Origin of the sequence: Microbacterium sp. NPDC089320 (assembly GCF_040684875.1) — a bacterium.
Classification (GTDB): domain Bacteria; phylum Actinomycetota; class Actinomycetes; order Actinomycetales; family Microbacteriaceae; genus Microbacterium.
The window spans coordinates 340689-355944 of the sequence record NZ_JBFBGY010000005.1; the positions used below are offsets into that span (position 1 = coordinate 340689).

At 65.5% G+C, this 15256-nt stretch carries 13 protein-coding genes; 9 read left to right on the forward strand and 4 right to left on the reverse strand.

Features of this window, described 5'->3' with window-relative positions; all coding sequences use genetic code 11:
* The first annotated feature begins 98 nt into the window (after positions 1-98).
* The 8 genes from AB0N61_RS15690 to AB0N61_RS15725 all read left to right on the forward strand — a co-directional run bounded on the left by AB0N61_RS15690 (position 99) and on the right by AB0N61_RS15725 (position 9602).
* The gene (locus tag AB0N61_RS15690) at positions 99-1007 is read left to right on the forward strand and encodes a LysR substrate-binding domain-containing protein (RefSeq protein ID WP_363365274.1); all 909 of its coding nucleotides are present in this window, start codon (positions 99-101) and stop codon (positions 1005-1007) included.
* A 176-nt stretch (positions 1008-1183) separates the two neighbouring features.
* Positions 1184-2890, forward strand: coding sequence for an ABC transporter ATP-binding protein (locus AB0N61_RS15695; protein WP_363365275.1), 1707 nt, complete (start codon positions 1184-1186; stop codon positions 2888-2890).
* A 74-nt stretch (positions 2891-2964) separates the two neighbouring features.
* Positions 2965-3186: a hypothetical protein gene (locus tag AB0N61_RS15700; protein ID WP_363365276.1), complete on the forward strand. Its 222-nt coding sequence runs from the start codon at positions 2965-2967 to the stop codon at positions 3184-3186.
* A gap of 453 nt (positions 3187-3639) precedes the next feature.
* Positions 3640-4716: an extracellular solute-binding protein gene (locus AB0N61_RS15705; RefSeq protein WP_363365277.1), complete on the forward strand. Its 1077-nt coding sequence runs from the start codon at positions 3640-3642 to the stop codon at positions 4714-4716.
* A gap of 40 nt (positions 4717-4756) precedes the next feature.
* Entirely contained in the window at positions 4757-5773 is a 1017-nt protein-coding gene (locus tag AB0N61_RS15710; RefSeq protein ID WP_363365278.1) for an ABC transporter ATP-binding protein, read from the forward strand.
* Between the two features lie 172 nt (positions 5774-5945).
* Entirely contained in the window at positions 5946-7658 is a 1713-nt protein-coding gene (locus AB0N61_RS15715) for an iron ABC transporter permease (protein WP_363365279.1), read from the forward strand.
* Positions 7655-8677, forward strand: coding sequence for a LacI family DNA-binding transcriptional regulator (locus tag AB0N61_RS15720; protein ID WP_363365280.1), 1023 nt, complete (start codon positions 7655-7657; stop codon positions 8675-8677). Before AB0N61_RS15715 ends, AB0N61_RS15720 begins: the two co-directional genes overlap by 4 nt.
* 40 nt (positions 8678-8717) lie before the next feature.
* Positions 8718-9602, forward strand: a complete 885-nt coding sequence (locus AB0N61_RS15725) for a metallophosphoesterase (protein WP_363365281.1) — start codon at positions 8718-8720, stop codon at positions 9600-9602.
* A 125-nt stretch (positions 9603-9727) separates the two neighbouring features.
* Here the strand turns inward: AB0N61_RS15725 and AB0N61_RS15730 are convergent, their stop codons facing one another.
* The 3 genes from AB0N61_RS15730 to AB0N61_RS15740 form a co-directional block, all read right to left on the reverse strand.
* On the reverse strand, positions 9728-10630 hold the full coding sequence (locus tag AB0N61_RS15730; RefSeq protein ID WP_363365282.1) for a restriction endonuclease: 903 nt from the start codon (positions 10628-10630) through the stop codon (positions 9728-9730).
* An 81-nt stretch (positions 10631-10711) separates the two neighbouring features.
* Positions 10712-11656: a hypothetical protein gene (locus AB0N61_RS15735; RefSeq protein WP_363365283.1), complete on the reverse strand. Its 945-nt coding sequence runs from the start codon at positions 11654-11656 to the stop codon at positions 10712-10714.
* A 723-nt stretch (positions 11657-12379) separates the two neighbouring features.
* On the reverse strand, positions 12380-13465 hold the full coding sequence (locus AB0N61_RS15740) for a type I restriction endonuclease (RefSeq protein ID WP_363365399.1): 1086 nt from the start codon (positions 13463-13465) through the stop codon (positions 12380-12382).
* Positions 13466-13612: 147 nt separating this feature from the next.
* On the opposite strand from AB0N61_RS15740, the gene AB0N61_RS15745 reads away from it, so the two are divergent.
* Complete coding sequence (locus AB0N61_RS15745) at positions 13613-14692, forward strand: hypothetical protein (protein WP_363365284.1); 1080 nt, start codon at positions 13613-13615, stop codon at positions 14690-14692.
* On the opposite strand, the gene AB0N61_RS15750 is transcribed toward AB0N61_RS15745, so the two are convergent.
* The gene (locus tag AB0N61_RS15750) at positions 14682-15173 is read right to left on the reverse strand and encodes a (deoxy)nucleoside triphosphate pyrophosphohydrolase (protein WP_363365285.1); all 492 of its coding nucleotides are present in this window, start codon (positions 15171-15173) and stop codon (positions 14682-14684) included. The genes AB0N61_RS15745 and AB0N61_RS15750 overlap by 11 nt on opposite strands.
* Positions 15174-15256: the final 83 nt, after the last annotated feature.

Genomic DNA, 15256 nt, shown 5'->3' on the forward strand with positions numbered 1-15256 from the left:
ATCCGGGATTCCGCGTCATCGAGCTGCTTCGACACTATGGTGGGGACGAATGCGCAGACAAACCAAAAGACGCACTGATTGATGTCGGGAGTGGATCGATGATCTCGCTGGTACAGCTCGAATGCTTCATCGCCGTGGCGGAGGAACTGCACTTCGGGGCGGCCGCGACCAGGCTCAAGATGACGCAGCCGCCGCTCAGCCGCCAGATCCAGCAGCTCGAACGCGAGCTGTCGACGCGGCTGTTCGACCGCACCAGTCGCCGTGTCGTGCTGACCCAGGCCGGACGCGCCCTGCTTCCCAACGCGCGACGCCTGATCGACCTCGCGGCGAAGGCCGTCTCCGACGTGCGCTCGGTGGGCGAGGGAGCCGCCGGCACCGTCACGATCGCCTACACCGCGATGGCCGGACAGGCCGTCGTACCCGACCTGCTGCGACGCGCCTCGACCGAGCTGCCCGGGGTCACGCTGCTGCTGCGCGAACTCGTCTCACTCGATCAGGTCGAGGAGCTCGAGAAGGGCACGGTCGACATCGGCCTGATGCGACCCCTGCTCGCGAGGCCGCACATCGGCAGCCGTGCGGTCTATCGGGAGCGGCTGGCGGTGGCGCTCCCCAGCGACTCGGCCCTCGCCCAGCGCGGCGAGCCGGTGAAGCTCATCGACCTCAAAGACGAGTCGCTGCTGATGTACTCGCCGAGCGGCGCGCGCTACTTCCACGACCTGCTGCTGTCGATGTTCGTCGCCAGCGGGGTGCATCCGCACATCGTGCAGTATGCCGGGCAGGTTCCCGCCCTGCTCGCGATGGTCAGCGCCGGCATCGGATTCACGCTGGTGCCCGAGTCTGCGGGGCGCATCTCTCCCGACACCGTCACACTGCTGCCGATCAGCGAGACAGACCCGTCGTCGCGGGTCAACAGCGTCGAGCTCGACATCGCCTGGAACTCCGAGTCGCACAATCCCCTCGTCGAACGGCTGCTGAATCTCATCGACGACGTGGATCGCGACGACTGACCGATGCAGCCGATCGATGCAGTCGATCGATGCAGTCGATCGATGCAGCCGATCGATGCAGCGCGCGCATTGCCCAATGCCGATGTGGCGCTTGATCCGGATGAATCCCCACGCCTAGCGTGAACGAGAAGATGACCAGTGCTGATGGCACGACCCGTGCTCGACGAGGAGGACGCATGCCGAACGACATCGCCGCGAGAGCCGACGAGTCCGCCAGACTCGGCGAGTCCGCCCACCCGACCGGCAGCGGACCGAGCGCCACACGAGACGACATCCTGCGCGTCGAGGATCTGCGCGTCGCCTATCGCATCGGTGACCGCGAGGTCGATGCGGTGCGAGGCGTGAACCTCAGCGTGGGTCGTGGCGAGGTCGTCGCGATCGTGGGCGAGTCCGGGTCCGGCAAGAGCACCGTGGCGCAGTCGATCATGAACCTCCTCGCACCGAACGCCGAGGTGACCGGCGGGCGCATCGAGTTCGACGGCGAAGACCTGATCCCGCTGAGCGAGCGCCGCTGGCGCAGCATCCGGGGTCGTCTGATCGGACTGGTACCGCAAGACCCGGCCCTGTCGCTCAACCCCGTGCGGCGCGTGGGCGTGCAGGTGGCGGAGCCCCTGCTCGTGCACGGACTCGCGACCAAGCACGAGGCGCACGATCGTGCGGTCGAGCTGCTCGAGATGGCGGGGCTGACGTATCCGGCCGAGCGGGCGAAGCAGTATCCGCACCAGTTCTCGGGCGGCATGAAGCAGCGCGCGCTGATCGCGGGAGCCCTGGCCGCGCAGCCCAGCCTGATCATCGCCGACGAGCCGACGAGCGCCCTCGACGTCACGGTGCAGAAGCAGATCCTCGATCACCTGGCGAACCTGACGCAGGAGCTGGGCACCGCGATCCTGCTCATCACGCACGACCTGGGCATGGCGGCCGAGCGGGCCGACCGGGTCGTCGTCATGAAGCAGGGCGAGATCGTCGACTCCGGTCCCGCGGCGCAGGTCATGACCGCGCCGACGCACGAGTACACCCGCAAGCTCATCGCCGCCGCACCGCGATTGAGCGCGCACGAGCGGCGCACCGAATCGACCCAGGCCCGCATCGAGTTCGGCGGCGAACCGATCGTGCGGGTCACGGATCTCACCAAGGTCTTCCCGCTGCCCAAGGGCGAGGGCGAGCGGCGCTCGCTGACGGCCGTCGACGCCGTCTCGCTCGAGGTGCGCCGGGGCGAGACCCTCGCCGTCGTGGGCGAGTCGGGTTCGGGCAAGAGCACGCTCGCGCGCCTCGTGCTGCGCCTCGAAGAGCCCACCTCGGGATCCATCTCCTTCGCGGGTGAGGACATCACGCATCTCAAGGGCGAGAAGCTGCGTCAGCTGCGCCGGCGCTTCCAGATGGTCTACCAGAGCCCGTTCGACTCGCTGAACCCCCGCATGACCATCGAGCAGCTCATCACCGAGCCGCTGCTGTCGTTCGGAGAGGGCGACCGGCAGTCGCGGTCGAAGCGCGCGGTCGAGCTGTCGGAGCAGGTCGCCCTTCCCGACGGGATGCTGGGCCGCTACCCCGACGAGCTGTCGGGCGGCCAGCGGCAGCGCGTCGCGATCGCCCGCGCCCTCGCGCTCGACCCCGAGTTCCTCGTGCTCGACGAGGCCGTCTCCGCGCTCGACGTGTCGGTGCAGGCGCAGATCCTGGCCCTGCTCGACGAACTGCAGCGCGAGCGCGAGCTGAGCTACCTCTTCATCACGCACGACCTCGGTGTCGTCGCCGAGACCGCCGACCGCGTCGCCGTTCTCAAGCACGGCAAGCTCGTCGAGTGCGCAGACGCCGCGCAGATCTTCACGGCTCCGCAGGAGGAGTACACGCGGATGCTGATCGAGGCCGTGCCCGCGTTCTCCGCCTGAGCGCCCCCTCGATCCCCAGTCGTCGAGCAAGCCCGGGTCGTCGGGCCGCATCCGCCCGGCCGTAGTCTCGAACCATGACCGCTCCGCAGACCCCGCCGCCGAAGCCGACCCGCATGGGCATCGTCATCGGTGCCGCGATCGGAGCGGTCATCGCAGCACCTCTCACGGCGCTGATCCTCGAGAATCAGCTGCTCGGACTAGGCATCGGCGCCGTGCTGGGCGCCTGCATCGGCGGCACGATCCTCGCGCCGTTCGTCAGCCGCAGGCGCCGCGACGACGCCGGAGAGCGCGACTGACGACAGCACGGACGGCCACGCGGGGCCACTTCCGCACTCCGCACCGCGTGCGGGGCCACTTCCGCATCCCCCACGCCCGTTTCCGGAGCGTAACTGACCACCCCCACCGGCGCTGCGTTGCACGCGGGGCCACTTCCGCACCCCGCACCGCATGCGGGGCCACTTCCGCACCCCGCACCGCATGCGGGGCCACTTCCGCATCCCCCACGCCCATTTCCGATGCGTAACTGACCACCCACCGGCGCCACACCACACCCGGGGCCACTTCCGCATCCGCGACCCCACCCCGTGTCCCACCCCGTTCACCCGGCGCTCCCCGTGCGTTCATCTCCGCGGCCTATCTTGAGTGCGGTCGCGCGAACGCGGCTAAGAAACCTGGCGGTTGTTGTACGAACACCACAAAACCGGGGTAAGGTCAGATCAGACATACCTCGATGACGAGAAAGGGCGGCCATGGTCGACATCCGAAAGAAGCGCTGGACTCTGCTGGGAATCGCTGCCGTGGCGGCCGTGACCCTTACCGGCTGCTCAGGGGGCAGCACCGAGTCCGACGGCGGCTCGAGCGACGGCGAGTCGGATGCGACGCTCATCGTCTACACGAACTCGAACAGCGACGGCCGTGGCGAGTGGATCACCGAGAAGGCAGCGGATGCCGGCATCGACATCGAGATCGTGGGCCTCGGCGGCGCCGACCTCACCAACCGCATCATCGCCGAGAAGAACAACCCGGTCGGCGATGTGGTGTTCGGTCTGAACAACATGTTCTTCGAGCAGCTCAAGGCCGAAGAGGCGATCACCGCCTATGAGCCCGAGTGGAGCGGAGAGGTTCCCGCGGATGCCGGCGACCCGGCCGACGGAGCCTTCTGGCCGCTCGTCGAGCAGGCCATCGTCACGGTCTACGACGAGAACACGAACTCCGACGCTCCCTCCGACGAGGAGGAGCTGTGGACCGACGAGGAGTATGCGGGCCGCTACGAGGTCAACCCGGCGCTCGGCCAGGCCACCCCGCAGCTCGTGCTCGCCAGCATCCTGAGCCGTCACCTCGACGAAGACGGCGACCTCGGCGTCAGCGATGAGGGCTGGGACCTCGTGAAGTCGTACTACGCCAACGGCTCGCCCGCGGTCGAGGGCACCGACCTCTACGCCCGCATCACCCGCGACGAGATCGACTACGGCGTGATCCCCTCGAGCGGCATCGCGGCTCGCGACGAGGAGTACGGCACGACGACCGGCATGATCGTTCCCGACTACGGCGTGCCGTATGTCACCGAGCAGATCGCGCAGATCGCCGGCACCGGCAACGAGGCCACGGCGCAGGAGTTCATCGACTGGTTCGGCAGCGCCGAGGTGCAGGGCGAGTTCGCGGCCGAGTTCAACTCGATGCCCGTCAACGAGGGGGCGGTCGAGCAGGCCAACCCCGAGGTCGTCGAGCTCATGGGCACCCTCGACCGTCAGGACATCGACTTCGGCTTCGTAAGCGAGAACCTCGGCGCCTGGGTCGAGAAGGTCACGCTCGAGTACATCGGCTGATCGACCGAGACCCCACGAAAGAGACGACCGGAAAGACAGCATGATCCGTTTCGAAGATGTCGAGGTCGCGTTCGGCGATCACCGCGCGGTCTCGCACCTCGATCTGGAGATCCAGGAGGGTGAGTTCTTCACCCTCCTGGGTCCGTCCGGATGCGGCAAGACCACCGCCCTGCGCGCCCTCGCCGGGTTCGTCGAGCCGACCGGCGGCCGCATCCACATCAACGGCCGCGATGTGACGCGCGTGCCGAGCGAGAAGCGCGGCGTGGGCATGGTGTTCCAGAACTACGCGCTGTTCCCCAGCATGAACGTGCGCGAGAACATCGCGTTCGGCCTCTCGATCCAGAAGACGTCGAAGGCCGAGCAGCGTCGTCGCGTCGACGAGATCGCCGACCGCACCGGCCTCGCACTGACCCAGCTCGACAAGCACGTGTCGGAGCTCTCGGGCGGGCAGCAGCAGCGCGTGGCGATCGCCCGCGCGCTCGCGCTGACCCCCAGCATCCTGCTGCTCGACGAGCCGCTGTCGAACCTCGACGCGAAGCTGCGCGTGCAGCTGCGCGAGCAGCTGAAAGAGCTGCAGCACGAGGTCGGCGTGACCACCGTCTATGTCACGCACGACCAGGAGGAGGCGCTGACCCTCAGCGATCGCATCGCGGTGCTGGATGCCGGAACACTGCAGCAGGTCGGTACCCCCGAGGAGATCTACGACCGCAGCGCGACGCCGTTCGTGTGCCGGTTCATCGGCGAGAACAACCGGCTCAGCCCGGCGCAGCTCACGAGTCTCGGCGGCACGCTCGATGCCACGGCCGAGAGCTATGTGCGCCCCGAGAAGCTGCACCTGGCTGAGGCGGGCGACGCCTCGACGGCATCCGCCTCGCTCGATGGCACGATCGTCGACCGCACGTATCACGGCAGCCACAGCGTCTACACGGTGACGGCGGAGGATGCGGCGCTGCGCGTCAGCGTGCCCGCCGCGGCGAGCGCACGCCAGTGGAATCCCGGCGATGCCGTGCGCGTCGACGTCGACCCCCGGTGGATCCTGCAGTACCCGGCGGCGTGACATGTCGACTCCCCAGAACTCGCAGAACTCCCAGACCCCCACAGACCCCGCGGTCCCGCCCTCAGCGGCCGTGACCGGAGAAGCCGGCTCCTTGACGACACAGGCTGTCGTCGAGGGTCAGACGGCGGGACCGCGGCTCCGCAAGAGGGGGCGGCCGGGCAGCGTGAAGGCGATGCTCCGCTCCCCTCTCGCGTGGATCACCGGCATCGTCGTCATCTGGTTCGCCGCGGCCTTCCTCGTGCTGCCGAACGCCGCGCTACTCGTGGAGACGTTCTTCCCCGGCGGCGAGTTCAGCCTGCGCGCCGTCGAGAAGCTGTTCGGCAGCGAGCGTGCGCTGAAGACGCTCGGCAACAGCTTCCTGCTCGCGGTGACGCTGTCGATCACGGTGAACGTGGTCGGTGTGTTCATCGTGCTGGTGACGAAGTACTTCCAGGTGCGCGGCGCGAAGGTCCTGTGGCTCGGCTATGCCACCACCCTGATCTACGGCGGCATCGTGCTGGCCGCGGGATACAACTTCATCTACGGCCGGTTCGGGTTCTTCACGAACATGATGGTCAACGTCTGGCCCGACATGAACCGCGACTGGTTCTCGGGGTACTTCGCCGTCGTCTTCGTGATGACCTTCGCGACCACGACGAACCACATGCTGTTCCTCTCGTCGTCTCTCGGCAAGGTCGACTACGCGTCGATCGAGGCCGCCAAGCTCATGGGCGCCTCCACCTGGACGATCCTGCGCCGCATCGTGCTGCCGGTCATGAAGCCGATGCTGTTCGCGGTGACCGTGCTGACGTTCCTCATCGGACTCGGTGCGCTGACGGCCCCGCTCGTGCTCGGCGGGCCCGACTTCCAGACCGTCGCGCCCCTCATCATCGATCTCTCGCGCAGTCCGATCACGCGTGACATCGCGGCGCTGCTGGCGATCGTGCTCGGCATCGCGACGATCATCCTGCTCGCGATCATGAACCGCTTCGAGAAGTCGGGCGTGTACTTCTCGGTCGCGAAGGTCGCGACGCCGATCCAGAAGCAGAAGATCCGCAACCCGTTCGCGAATGTCGTCGTGCACGTGGTCGCGTATCTGCTGTGGGTGATCTACCTGATCCCTGTGGTGCTGATCGTGATCTTCTCGTTCGTCGATGCGCGCAGCATCCTCGCCGGTTCCATCACGCTCGACAGCTTCACGCTCGACAACTACATCACCGTGTTCTCGAGCGCCGAGGCGATCCGTCCGTTCATCGTCAGCGTCGTCTACAGCGCGCTCGCGTCGCTGATCGTGGTCGGCGGTCTGCTGTTCGTCGCGCGGATGCTGCAGAAGCACCGCAACCTGCTGACCAGCGCGATCGAGTACGTGCTGCACATCCCGTGGATCCTGCCCATCGTGCTGATCGCGCTCGCCTTCGTGATGGCGTTCGACGAGCCGCGGGCGATCGTCGGAGGGCTCGTGCTCACCGGCACGCCGGTCCTGCTGCTCGTCGCATACATCTGCGTGAAGATCCCGTTCACGCTGCGCCTGCTCAAGGCCGGGTTCGCGTCGGTGCCCGATTCGCTCGAAGACGCCTCGCGGATCCTCGGGGCGAAGTCGCTCACGACGTTCCGCCGCGTGCTGATCCCGCTCGTGCTGCCGACGGCCGCCGCCATCACGGCGCTGAACTTCAACAGCCTGCTCGACGACTACGACGCGGCGATCTTCCTCTATCACCCGCTGTTCAAACCGCTGGGTGTGGCGATTCAAGAGAGCACGCGCGGCGAGAACAATCTCGACGCGATGCCGATCACGTTCGTCTATACGGTGCTGCTGATGATCATCATGGGTGCCACCATGTATCTCGTGTATGGACGAGGATCGCGCGCCGGAGCGCCCCGCAAGGTTCGGAAGACGCGCGCATGAGCTCGACGGATGACCGCCCCGCCCTGCGGGTGACGATCAGCGACGTCGCCACCGCGGCCGGCGTCTCGCGGGCGACGGCGACCCGGGCGCTCAAGGGCGAGGGCCGGTTCTCGCCCGAGACGCAAGAGCGGATTCTCGCGACGGCCGAGCGCCTCGGATATGTGCCGAACACGATGGCCGCCGAGCTCGCCGCCGGGCGCACCGGCACGGTCGGACTCATGCTGCGCGATGCGAGCAACCCCGCGTACGGTCTGCTGTTCTCACGACTGCAGGATGAGGCGCATCAGCGCGGACTCGACCTGCTCACCGTCACGATCGGCGCCGACGTGCAGGGAGCGAAGCAGGTCGGCGCCCTGCACCGGCTGCTCGGCATGCGCGTCGCGGGCTTGATCGTCGCGACCGGAGGCATCACCACCGCGCAGCTCGAGCCGTTCGCCGACCAGGTGCCGATTCTGCGCGCCGGGCGTGCGGAGACGTCGGGGCGGATCCACTCGGCGCACTATGACGATGCGGCGCATGGGCGGCTGTTGGCGTCTCACGTCGTGTCGTTGGGGCACCGTCGGGTCGTCGTGCTCGCGGGGAACGAGGAGGCATCGGTTCCGGAGCATCTGCGGGCGCTCGCGATGCAATCGACGTTGGCGTCAGGTGGAGTTGGGGTCGACGTGGTGTCGACCGGGGCGCGGCCGGATGAGGGTGTTGCCGAGGCGCTTGCGGCCGTGCGGGCCGGGGCGACCGCGGTGATGTGCGCGTCGGACTATCGGCAGCTCGCGGTGATGCGCGCGCTGCGTTCTCTTGGTCTTTCGGTGCCGGGTGATGTGAGCGTGACGGGGTGCGACGGCATCCTGCCCGGTGCCGACTTGCTGGGGCTGACGACGCTGCGGATTCCGGTGGAAGCCGTTGCTGCGGCGGCTGTGGAGACCATGCAGGGGCTGCTGACCTCGGATGCCGATTCGGTGTCGCCCGTCCGGCAGCCGTTCGTCGGAACCCTCGTGCCCGGATCGACTGCCGCGGCCCTCTGACCTCTGTCTTGTATTTGTTCGTCGTTCTACTGGAAGAGAAATGATCCTCACCGAGCACTCTCGCCCATCGCACACCTTCGTCCACATCTCGGACACGCACCTGCCCGGGGAGCGTGCGCCGCTCTATGGGAGTGGAGCGGATGCCGATGCGAACCTCGCTTCTGTGCTGGACCGGTTGGTGGCTTCGGGGCTTCGCCCTGATGCGTTGTTGTTCACGGGGGATCTCGCGGACCGGGGAGACGCGTCGTCGTATCGGCGGTTGCGGGAGTTGGTTTCGCCGGCTGTTGAGGCTTTGGGTTGTGACGTGGTCTGGGCCATGGGCAACCACGACGAGCGTGAGGCGATGCGGACGGAGTTGGGGCTTGCCGGCGATGCGTCGGATGCTGTGGTCGAGGTGCGTTGGTTCGGCGGGATGCGGGTGATCGTGCTGGATTCCACCGTTCCCGGGGAGCACTGGGGGCGGGTCGACGAGGCGCAGCTGGCGTGGCTCGCGGAGGAGTTGTCGACGCCCGCGCCGGAGGGTTCGCTGCTGCTGATTCACCACCCGCCGCTGCCGACCGTGCTCGACCTTGCCGTCACTGTGGAGCTGCGGGACCAGTCGGCTCTGGCCGAGGTGCTGGCAGGGTCGGATGTGCGGGGGATCCTGTCGGGGCACGTGCACCACCCGTCATTCGGGACGTTCGCGGGGATCCCGGTGGCGGCGGCCTCGTCGAGTGCGTACGGGCAGGATCTGGCCCAGCCGGTCGGGGCGACCAGAGGGCAGGATGCCGCGCAGGGGTACAACCTCGTGCACGTGTATGACGGGACGATCGTGCACTCGGTCGTCGGGCTTGACGTTGGCGCGGATGTCGGGGAGCCGGTTGCGGCGGATGAGGCTGGAAGGCGGATTGCTGGGCGGGGGATTGAGTGGCGGGAACGGGTGTAGTTCAGCCTCGTTCGTTGAACGAGCCCGGCGAAGCCGAGCGAGACGATACGCCCCACCCCTCGCCGTCGAGGTCGGAGAGCACGGCGCGGACAGAGAGCATCACCTGACGATATCCACCGGGGGGATCAGGATATTCCGTTGTGCATGAGAGTCTTGGCCTTCGCGTTCATCGCTTCAAGCCCTGCCCGCTCCGCCCTGTAGACGAAGAGCGCGATCCCCGCGCTGTCTGCAAAGTCGACGGCTCCCCGTGCGTATCCGCTGCTCGTGAAGAACAGGGGGATACGCCCGCGTGGATCATTCGCCGCGACCCCGGCGAGCTCGCGTATGGGTGCCACGCCGACGGACTTCGAGTAGTGCTTAACTTGAGCGAAACTCCTCGAGCCCTGAACGTCGATCCCGCCATCGCCCGTGTAGCTCGTGAGTTCGGCGTCCACCTCGCCGATATGGCGCATCCACTGCGCGACAACCTCTTCAGCGCCTCGCGCGTCCACTCCATTCGGTCTCGGTGAGGGCGGCGGGAAGGCTCGGTGTGCCGAAGGCTCGATAGGCATCCCAATGGATCGGCGCCGATTCTCGAGCACCGCCGTCGCCCCTTGAAACGCCGCAGTGTAGAGCGACGTCACAGCAGCTTGATGCACTTCGTTGGCGCGGCGGCTCGCGCTGACGACGGCGAAGATCAGGAGGAGAACCATAAACAACAGCACTGTGGTGACGAGGATCACCGCAACATATGGAAGGCTCTCTGCCCAGATCCGCATCCCCTCAAGGAACCGAAGATTCTCGGGTATCTCGAAGGACCCGACAAGCAGGACGGTACAGGTGACCGCAAGCAGCGTCAGCGGAACAACCAGCGCAAGTAGACCCGCCCATCCGTCCCGCGTCTTTTCTTCATCGGACCTCAACAACTTGATACGCGGATCGATCGTTCGTCGAACGTGTCGGCGCAACACCTCATCGGAGATCCATACGTCGCCGACTTCACGACCGATCTCGCGCCCGACCTTGTATGCCGTGTTGACTGACCTCACTGGCTCATCCTCGCAGGAACACGGCCATGAACTTGATCGGCAGATCCCCGCCTCGAGTGGGACGCACGCCCCGCAGTCCCGCTAAACAATGTCCAGTCCGTCCGCAGTCTTGACTATTCTCCGGGGTGCTCCCTGCTGAATGCGGGGAGCGAAGATCGCCTTCGGGAAGCGCAGCACTCCGGATCGCTCTCGGTCGTTACCAACGCGCGGATCCCAAGACGCGTCGACGACAACGTCGATGAGTCGAATCGATACGCGTGAGCGCTCTATAGGGAACAGGGCCTTCGACGTCCTGGCAATGCGTAGTTGTCCCCGGTCGATATCGATCGAGGTCACATTCTGCGTTATTCCCTCTTCAAGTTCATGTATCGAGGCATCTCTCCAGTCGGACTTCCGTTCTGTGGGCACTGCCGTTCGATCCGCAACGGCCCGCGAGGCTTTGACTCCAGCCAGACCGTGTCTCTTGCGCAGACCCCGCGGGTGGGTGAGGTTCGCGAACGGGAGTGCCGTGCGCTGATCGACCAGAGTCGCACGGGTATGGAGCGGGACGTTTTCCTCGAAGTGGCGGAGCATGAGCGTCTCGGCTGCGTCGGGATCCTGCGCCGGCCCAAAATGAACCCACAGCGCCGCCTGCTCCAGCATCTTGATCGGCCACCCGCCTGCATGCGGCGCTCGTGCTCCGATCTTCGTGTTGAAGTACTGCGTTACCCGCGCGCGGACACTCGTGCCTGCCAACCCGACGTAGAGCACGGGTTCACCCGGAACCCACATCTCACGAAGCCTTTTCTGCATCGTCGCTTCGGTGGCCGGGCTCCCATCAATCGAAGCTTTAGGTCGGATTCTGACCAGAGTCGAGACCGCTGCGGTATCGAGTGGCGCAGCATCATGCCCTGTCGCCTCATCAGCACTCGCCGACGACGAGACGACGTAGATACCCGGGCCGCGTTCACTGGGCGGTTGCCCCCAGCGCACCACGCCGCCATAACTGACGCCTGCAGTTTTGAACAGCTCCGCGACTGTCGTCATGTCATGACCCCAAGCCTCATCTTGCTAAACATCTCGCTCCACTCCGGTGATCCACGTTGGTCTCAGGCCGGCCCACTGCATAGCGTCCCAGTACACGCCGGCGATCTCTTCGAATCGTCGTTCTCGCTCAGTCGCAGAAGCACTGAATGCCCTGTCGCCGGTGTGCCGAGTTGTCCACGAACGCATGCTGCGCGATTCGATTAGCGACCGGTGTGCAGGATCACGAAAGTACAAGTTCGCCGCCCGCTGAGCATCCTTCCCATGCGCAACCACTGAGCGGATGCCCGGTACAGCGAGGATTAGGCGGTGCAGCGCGGATTGTCCTTCAGCGACCAGCGAGAGTGGCAAGCCATTCGGGTGGGCCTCATGGACGTACCAAGGGAAGGCGTTCCAAGGCACAACGTCGGCGGAACCGGCTCCCACCCGCTCATAGATAGCGCCTAGACGCGCCGCCGTCCCGTCGTCGTTCTCCGACGAAAGGAATCCCGAGCCCTGTCCTCCGTCTGCGCGTGGGCCTGGGTTGGAGAGCAAGGAGAGCACTCGCGCCCTAGTTGCGTCGTAGTGCGGCGCCACGAACGGCATCGAGAGATCAGGGCGTTCTTGACGAAGCGCCCGCACCAATTCGTTGACCGCCGCGATGTGTGGTTCGAACGCCGCGGCTCGCATCTCCGCGACGAACTCCGGGTCCCGCATCCTCCGCGCCACGCGAGTCTCCGAGTACCGTCAGTCCTTGTACCGACGAACAGCTTCCCTGATCGAGTCTGCATGCGCATAGATCTCGTCCAGCTCTTCGAGTGCATGTCGCGTCTCGACCTTGTCCTCGTCGAGCAAGCCGAGGTACTTCTGCTTACCGTTGAAGTGGAGCCGAGCGATCGGTTTGCGGTTGTTGTCGTCAAGCAGCACGGCGAAGTAGCTCTTCGCGTCGCGGTGGGTCACTCGCTGCGGCTTGACCTCACCGCAGGCGATCGCCTTCACGATCTGGTAGCCCTCGAGCTCTTCCAGAGTCGTCTCGATCTCTGTATCCCGATCGAGATCAGCCTCGACCACCTCGGCACTTGCGGGGGCAGCTGCGGTCGAGGTGTGCGTGACCCCGCTCACGCCCAACGCAGTCTTGAGTCGCTCATTGACACGCTCGGTGAGGAACTGCTGGCCCGCCTTGCTCACTAGGGTCGTGAACTGCTGCCGAACCTTCTGGGTGTAAGCCCCGTCATATACGCGCGTCGCGAAGAACTTGATCCACTCGTCCGTTGGCTCGCGGAACTGAGCAGCGATCTCACGCTTGAGGGCACCGATGTATTTGAGCTCCTCAGCGGCGCTGATGATCGAGTCGAGATCGAAGCTCTCTTTGCTGAGCTTCTGGAGCTCGTGGATGAGCGTCTCGTCAATGTCGAGCAGATCCAGAACGAGGAACGGCTTCGCATCCATGCGGTTCGGAGCGTCGAGGTCGGTATAGAACTGCCAGACCACGCCGTTGGTCAGGACTGCGATTCGGGCGTTGGTGACAGAAAAATAGCGGAACAACTGCGATGCGTGCTCGATCTTGAGCGCGCCCATCGACGGCTTGCACTCGATGAGGATCTGGACCTCGCCATCGCGCATGATGGCGTAGTCGACCTTCTCGCCCTTCTTGGTTCCCACGTCCGCGGTGAACTCGGGCACGACCTCCAGCGGGTCGAACACGTCATATCCGAGGATCGTCGAGATGAACGGCATGACGAAGGCGTTCTTCGTCGCCTCCTCCGTCCCGATTGCCGATGCCTGGTTCTTCACCTTGGTCGCCAGGGAATCGAGACGCTCCGAGAACTCCACCGCTACTCCGATCTTCGTTGAACACGCATTTATCCAGACGATAGCGGAATACCGGGACATTGGACGCGCGCGCCGCCGCGCATGCACGTGTCGTGGTGTCGCCATGCCTGAGACTGGCGATCCTGGCATATCGATATGCTGCGACTCGTGAGCACGACTCCTGCGCAGCTATCGCTCGAACTCAACGTCAATCAGAAGCGCATCCGAGACGTACTTCGGGAGCGCTACGGCACACTTCCCGACGGAGCGACTCGATGGGCGCTCGACGACGAACAGGCAGAGTTTGTTCGGTCTCGAATCGGGCGCTCGTCGCGGGGTCTCGACCCAAAGCAGTGGACGCTCGAGATCGGCGATACCGTCCTCAGACGAGAGATCCACGCGGCATACGGCGGTCAACAACAGGGTGGAATCGTCACACCCAAGTCCATCCCCGACATCTTGATCATCACGAGCCCCGAGAGTGGCGCGAGGCATGGGTACGACGCGCTCGAGGGGCTGCAGGAGGATGGATCGTTCCTCTACACGGGCGAGGGCCAGTACGGGAACCAGGTGTTTGCGCGCGGAAACTCGGCACTCCGTGGCGCGGCCGAGGTCGGACGGCCCATTCGCCTGTTCACCAAGCAAGGAACGTCCGTCACATACGTAGGCGAGTTCACCACGGGCGACCCTGCGTTCACGATTGCGATGATCCCGGATTCCGACAAAAACTCCCGTGAGGGGATCATCTTCAAGCTTGTGCCCGTTGTTGCCGACGTCGAAGCGCTCGCCCCGCGACCGGAAGTCTTCATCGAGACAGACCGAGCGACCTCCTGGATTGCTCCCGAATCTTCGTCCTACGTTGTTGGTGCGTCGCTGGTTCCTAGCGACCGCCTCGCGTCGCGCATCGAGTTCGCGCTCCAGGCCGACTTTGGGCGTTGGATTGAGGAGCGTGGGGAAACCCCTCAAACGCTTGCACTTGCCTCTGGAGGTGCCATCGTCAGACCCGATCTCTACGTCGAAGAATCCGGTTGGATTGTCGAGGCGAAAAAGTCACCCGCGCGCCAGTACGTCCGCGCGGCAATCGGTCAGGTCCTTGACTACGCCCTGCTGGCTCGCGAGTCGGGGCGGACCGCAATCCCAGCCATCCTGCTCCCCAGCCGACCGGTCGCACATCTTGAGCGGCTGCTGGCAGAGTTGGGGATCATCCTCATCGTGCGTGACGGCGACGGCTTCTCAGTCATCGAGTAGTCGTTGAGCCTGAGAGCTCTGCCACAGCCGGGAGATCCGGCGCCGCCCAGTCCAGCGCCACCAAATTACCGCGAGGGACCCAACGGAGCTCGTCATGGTCGAGGCTGGTCGTGGGTGCTTCTCCTCGTAGGCGCGTACGAAGACAGATAAGTCTGATGACGTTGCTTCCGACCTCCGTATCATCGATCCGGAGCAGCCCGGTTACCTCGACTGGGATTCCGAGCTCTTCTCGAATTTCTCGGATGAGAGCTTCTGCGTTGGTCTCCCCCTGCTCAACCTTTCCCCCGGGGAATTCCCACTTCCCGCCGGCCGCTTTCTCGGGGCGGCGCCGGCAAGCGAGCACCCGTCCGTCCTGCTCGATCACTGCAGCAACGACTTCGATCACTCGACTCTCAGTCACGATTGCCTCCGTGAGCACGCTAACAGCCGATAGGTTCCGCCTCGACGCCGCCGCGCATGGCTGCCGATTGACGGAGCGCACGCAGGTCGAAGCTGGGAGCGGTCAGTGTCGCAGTCGACTTGGAAGAACCGCGACGAATAGGTTCCTACGCGACGCCCCGGAAT

Excerpts from the sequence above, each read along its gene's own strand:
- AB0N61_RS15690 (WP_363365274.1), top strand. The coding sequence starts at position 99 with ATGATCTCGCTGGTACAGCTCGAATGCTTCATCGCCGTGGCGGAGGAA.
- AB0N61_RS15695 (WP_363365275.1), top strand. The coding sequence starts at position 1,184 with ATGCCGAACGACATCGCCGCGAGAGCCGACGAGTCCGCCAGACTCGGC.
- AB0N61_RS15700 (WP_363365276.1), top strand. The coding sequence starts at position 2,965 with ATGACCGCTCCGCAGACCCCGCCGCCGAAGCCGACCCGCATGGGCATC.
- AB0N61_RS15705 (WP_363365277.1), top strand. The coding sequence starts at position 3,640 with ATGGTCGACATCCGAAAGAAGCGCTGGACTCTGCTGGGAATCGCTGCC.
- AB0N61_RS15710 (WP_363365278.1), top strand. The coding sequence starts at position 4,757 with ATGATCCGTTTCGAAGATGTCGAGGTCGCGTTCGGCGATCACCGCGCG.
- AB0N61_RS15715 (WP_363365279.1), top strand. The coding sequence starts at position 5,946 with ATGCTCCGCTCCCCTCTCGCGTGGATCACCGGCATCGTCGTCATCTGG.
- AB0N61_RS15720 (WP_363365280.1), top strand. The coding sequence starts at position 7,655 with ATGAGCTCGACGGATGACCGCCCCGCCCTGCGGGTGACGATCAGCGAC.
- AB0N61_RS15725 (WP_363365281.1), top strand. The coding sequence starts at position 8,718 with ATGATCCTCACCGAGCACTCTCGCCCATCGCACACCTTCGTCCACATC.
- AB0N61_RS15735 (WP_363365283.1), bottom strand. The coding sequence starts at position 11,656 with ATGACGACAGTCGCGGAGCTGTTCAAAACTGCAGGCGTCAGTTATGGC.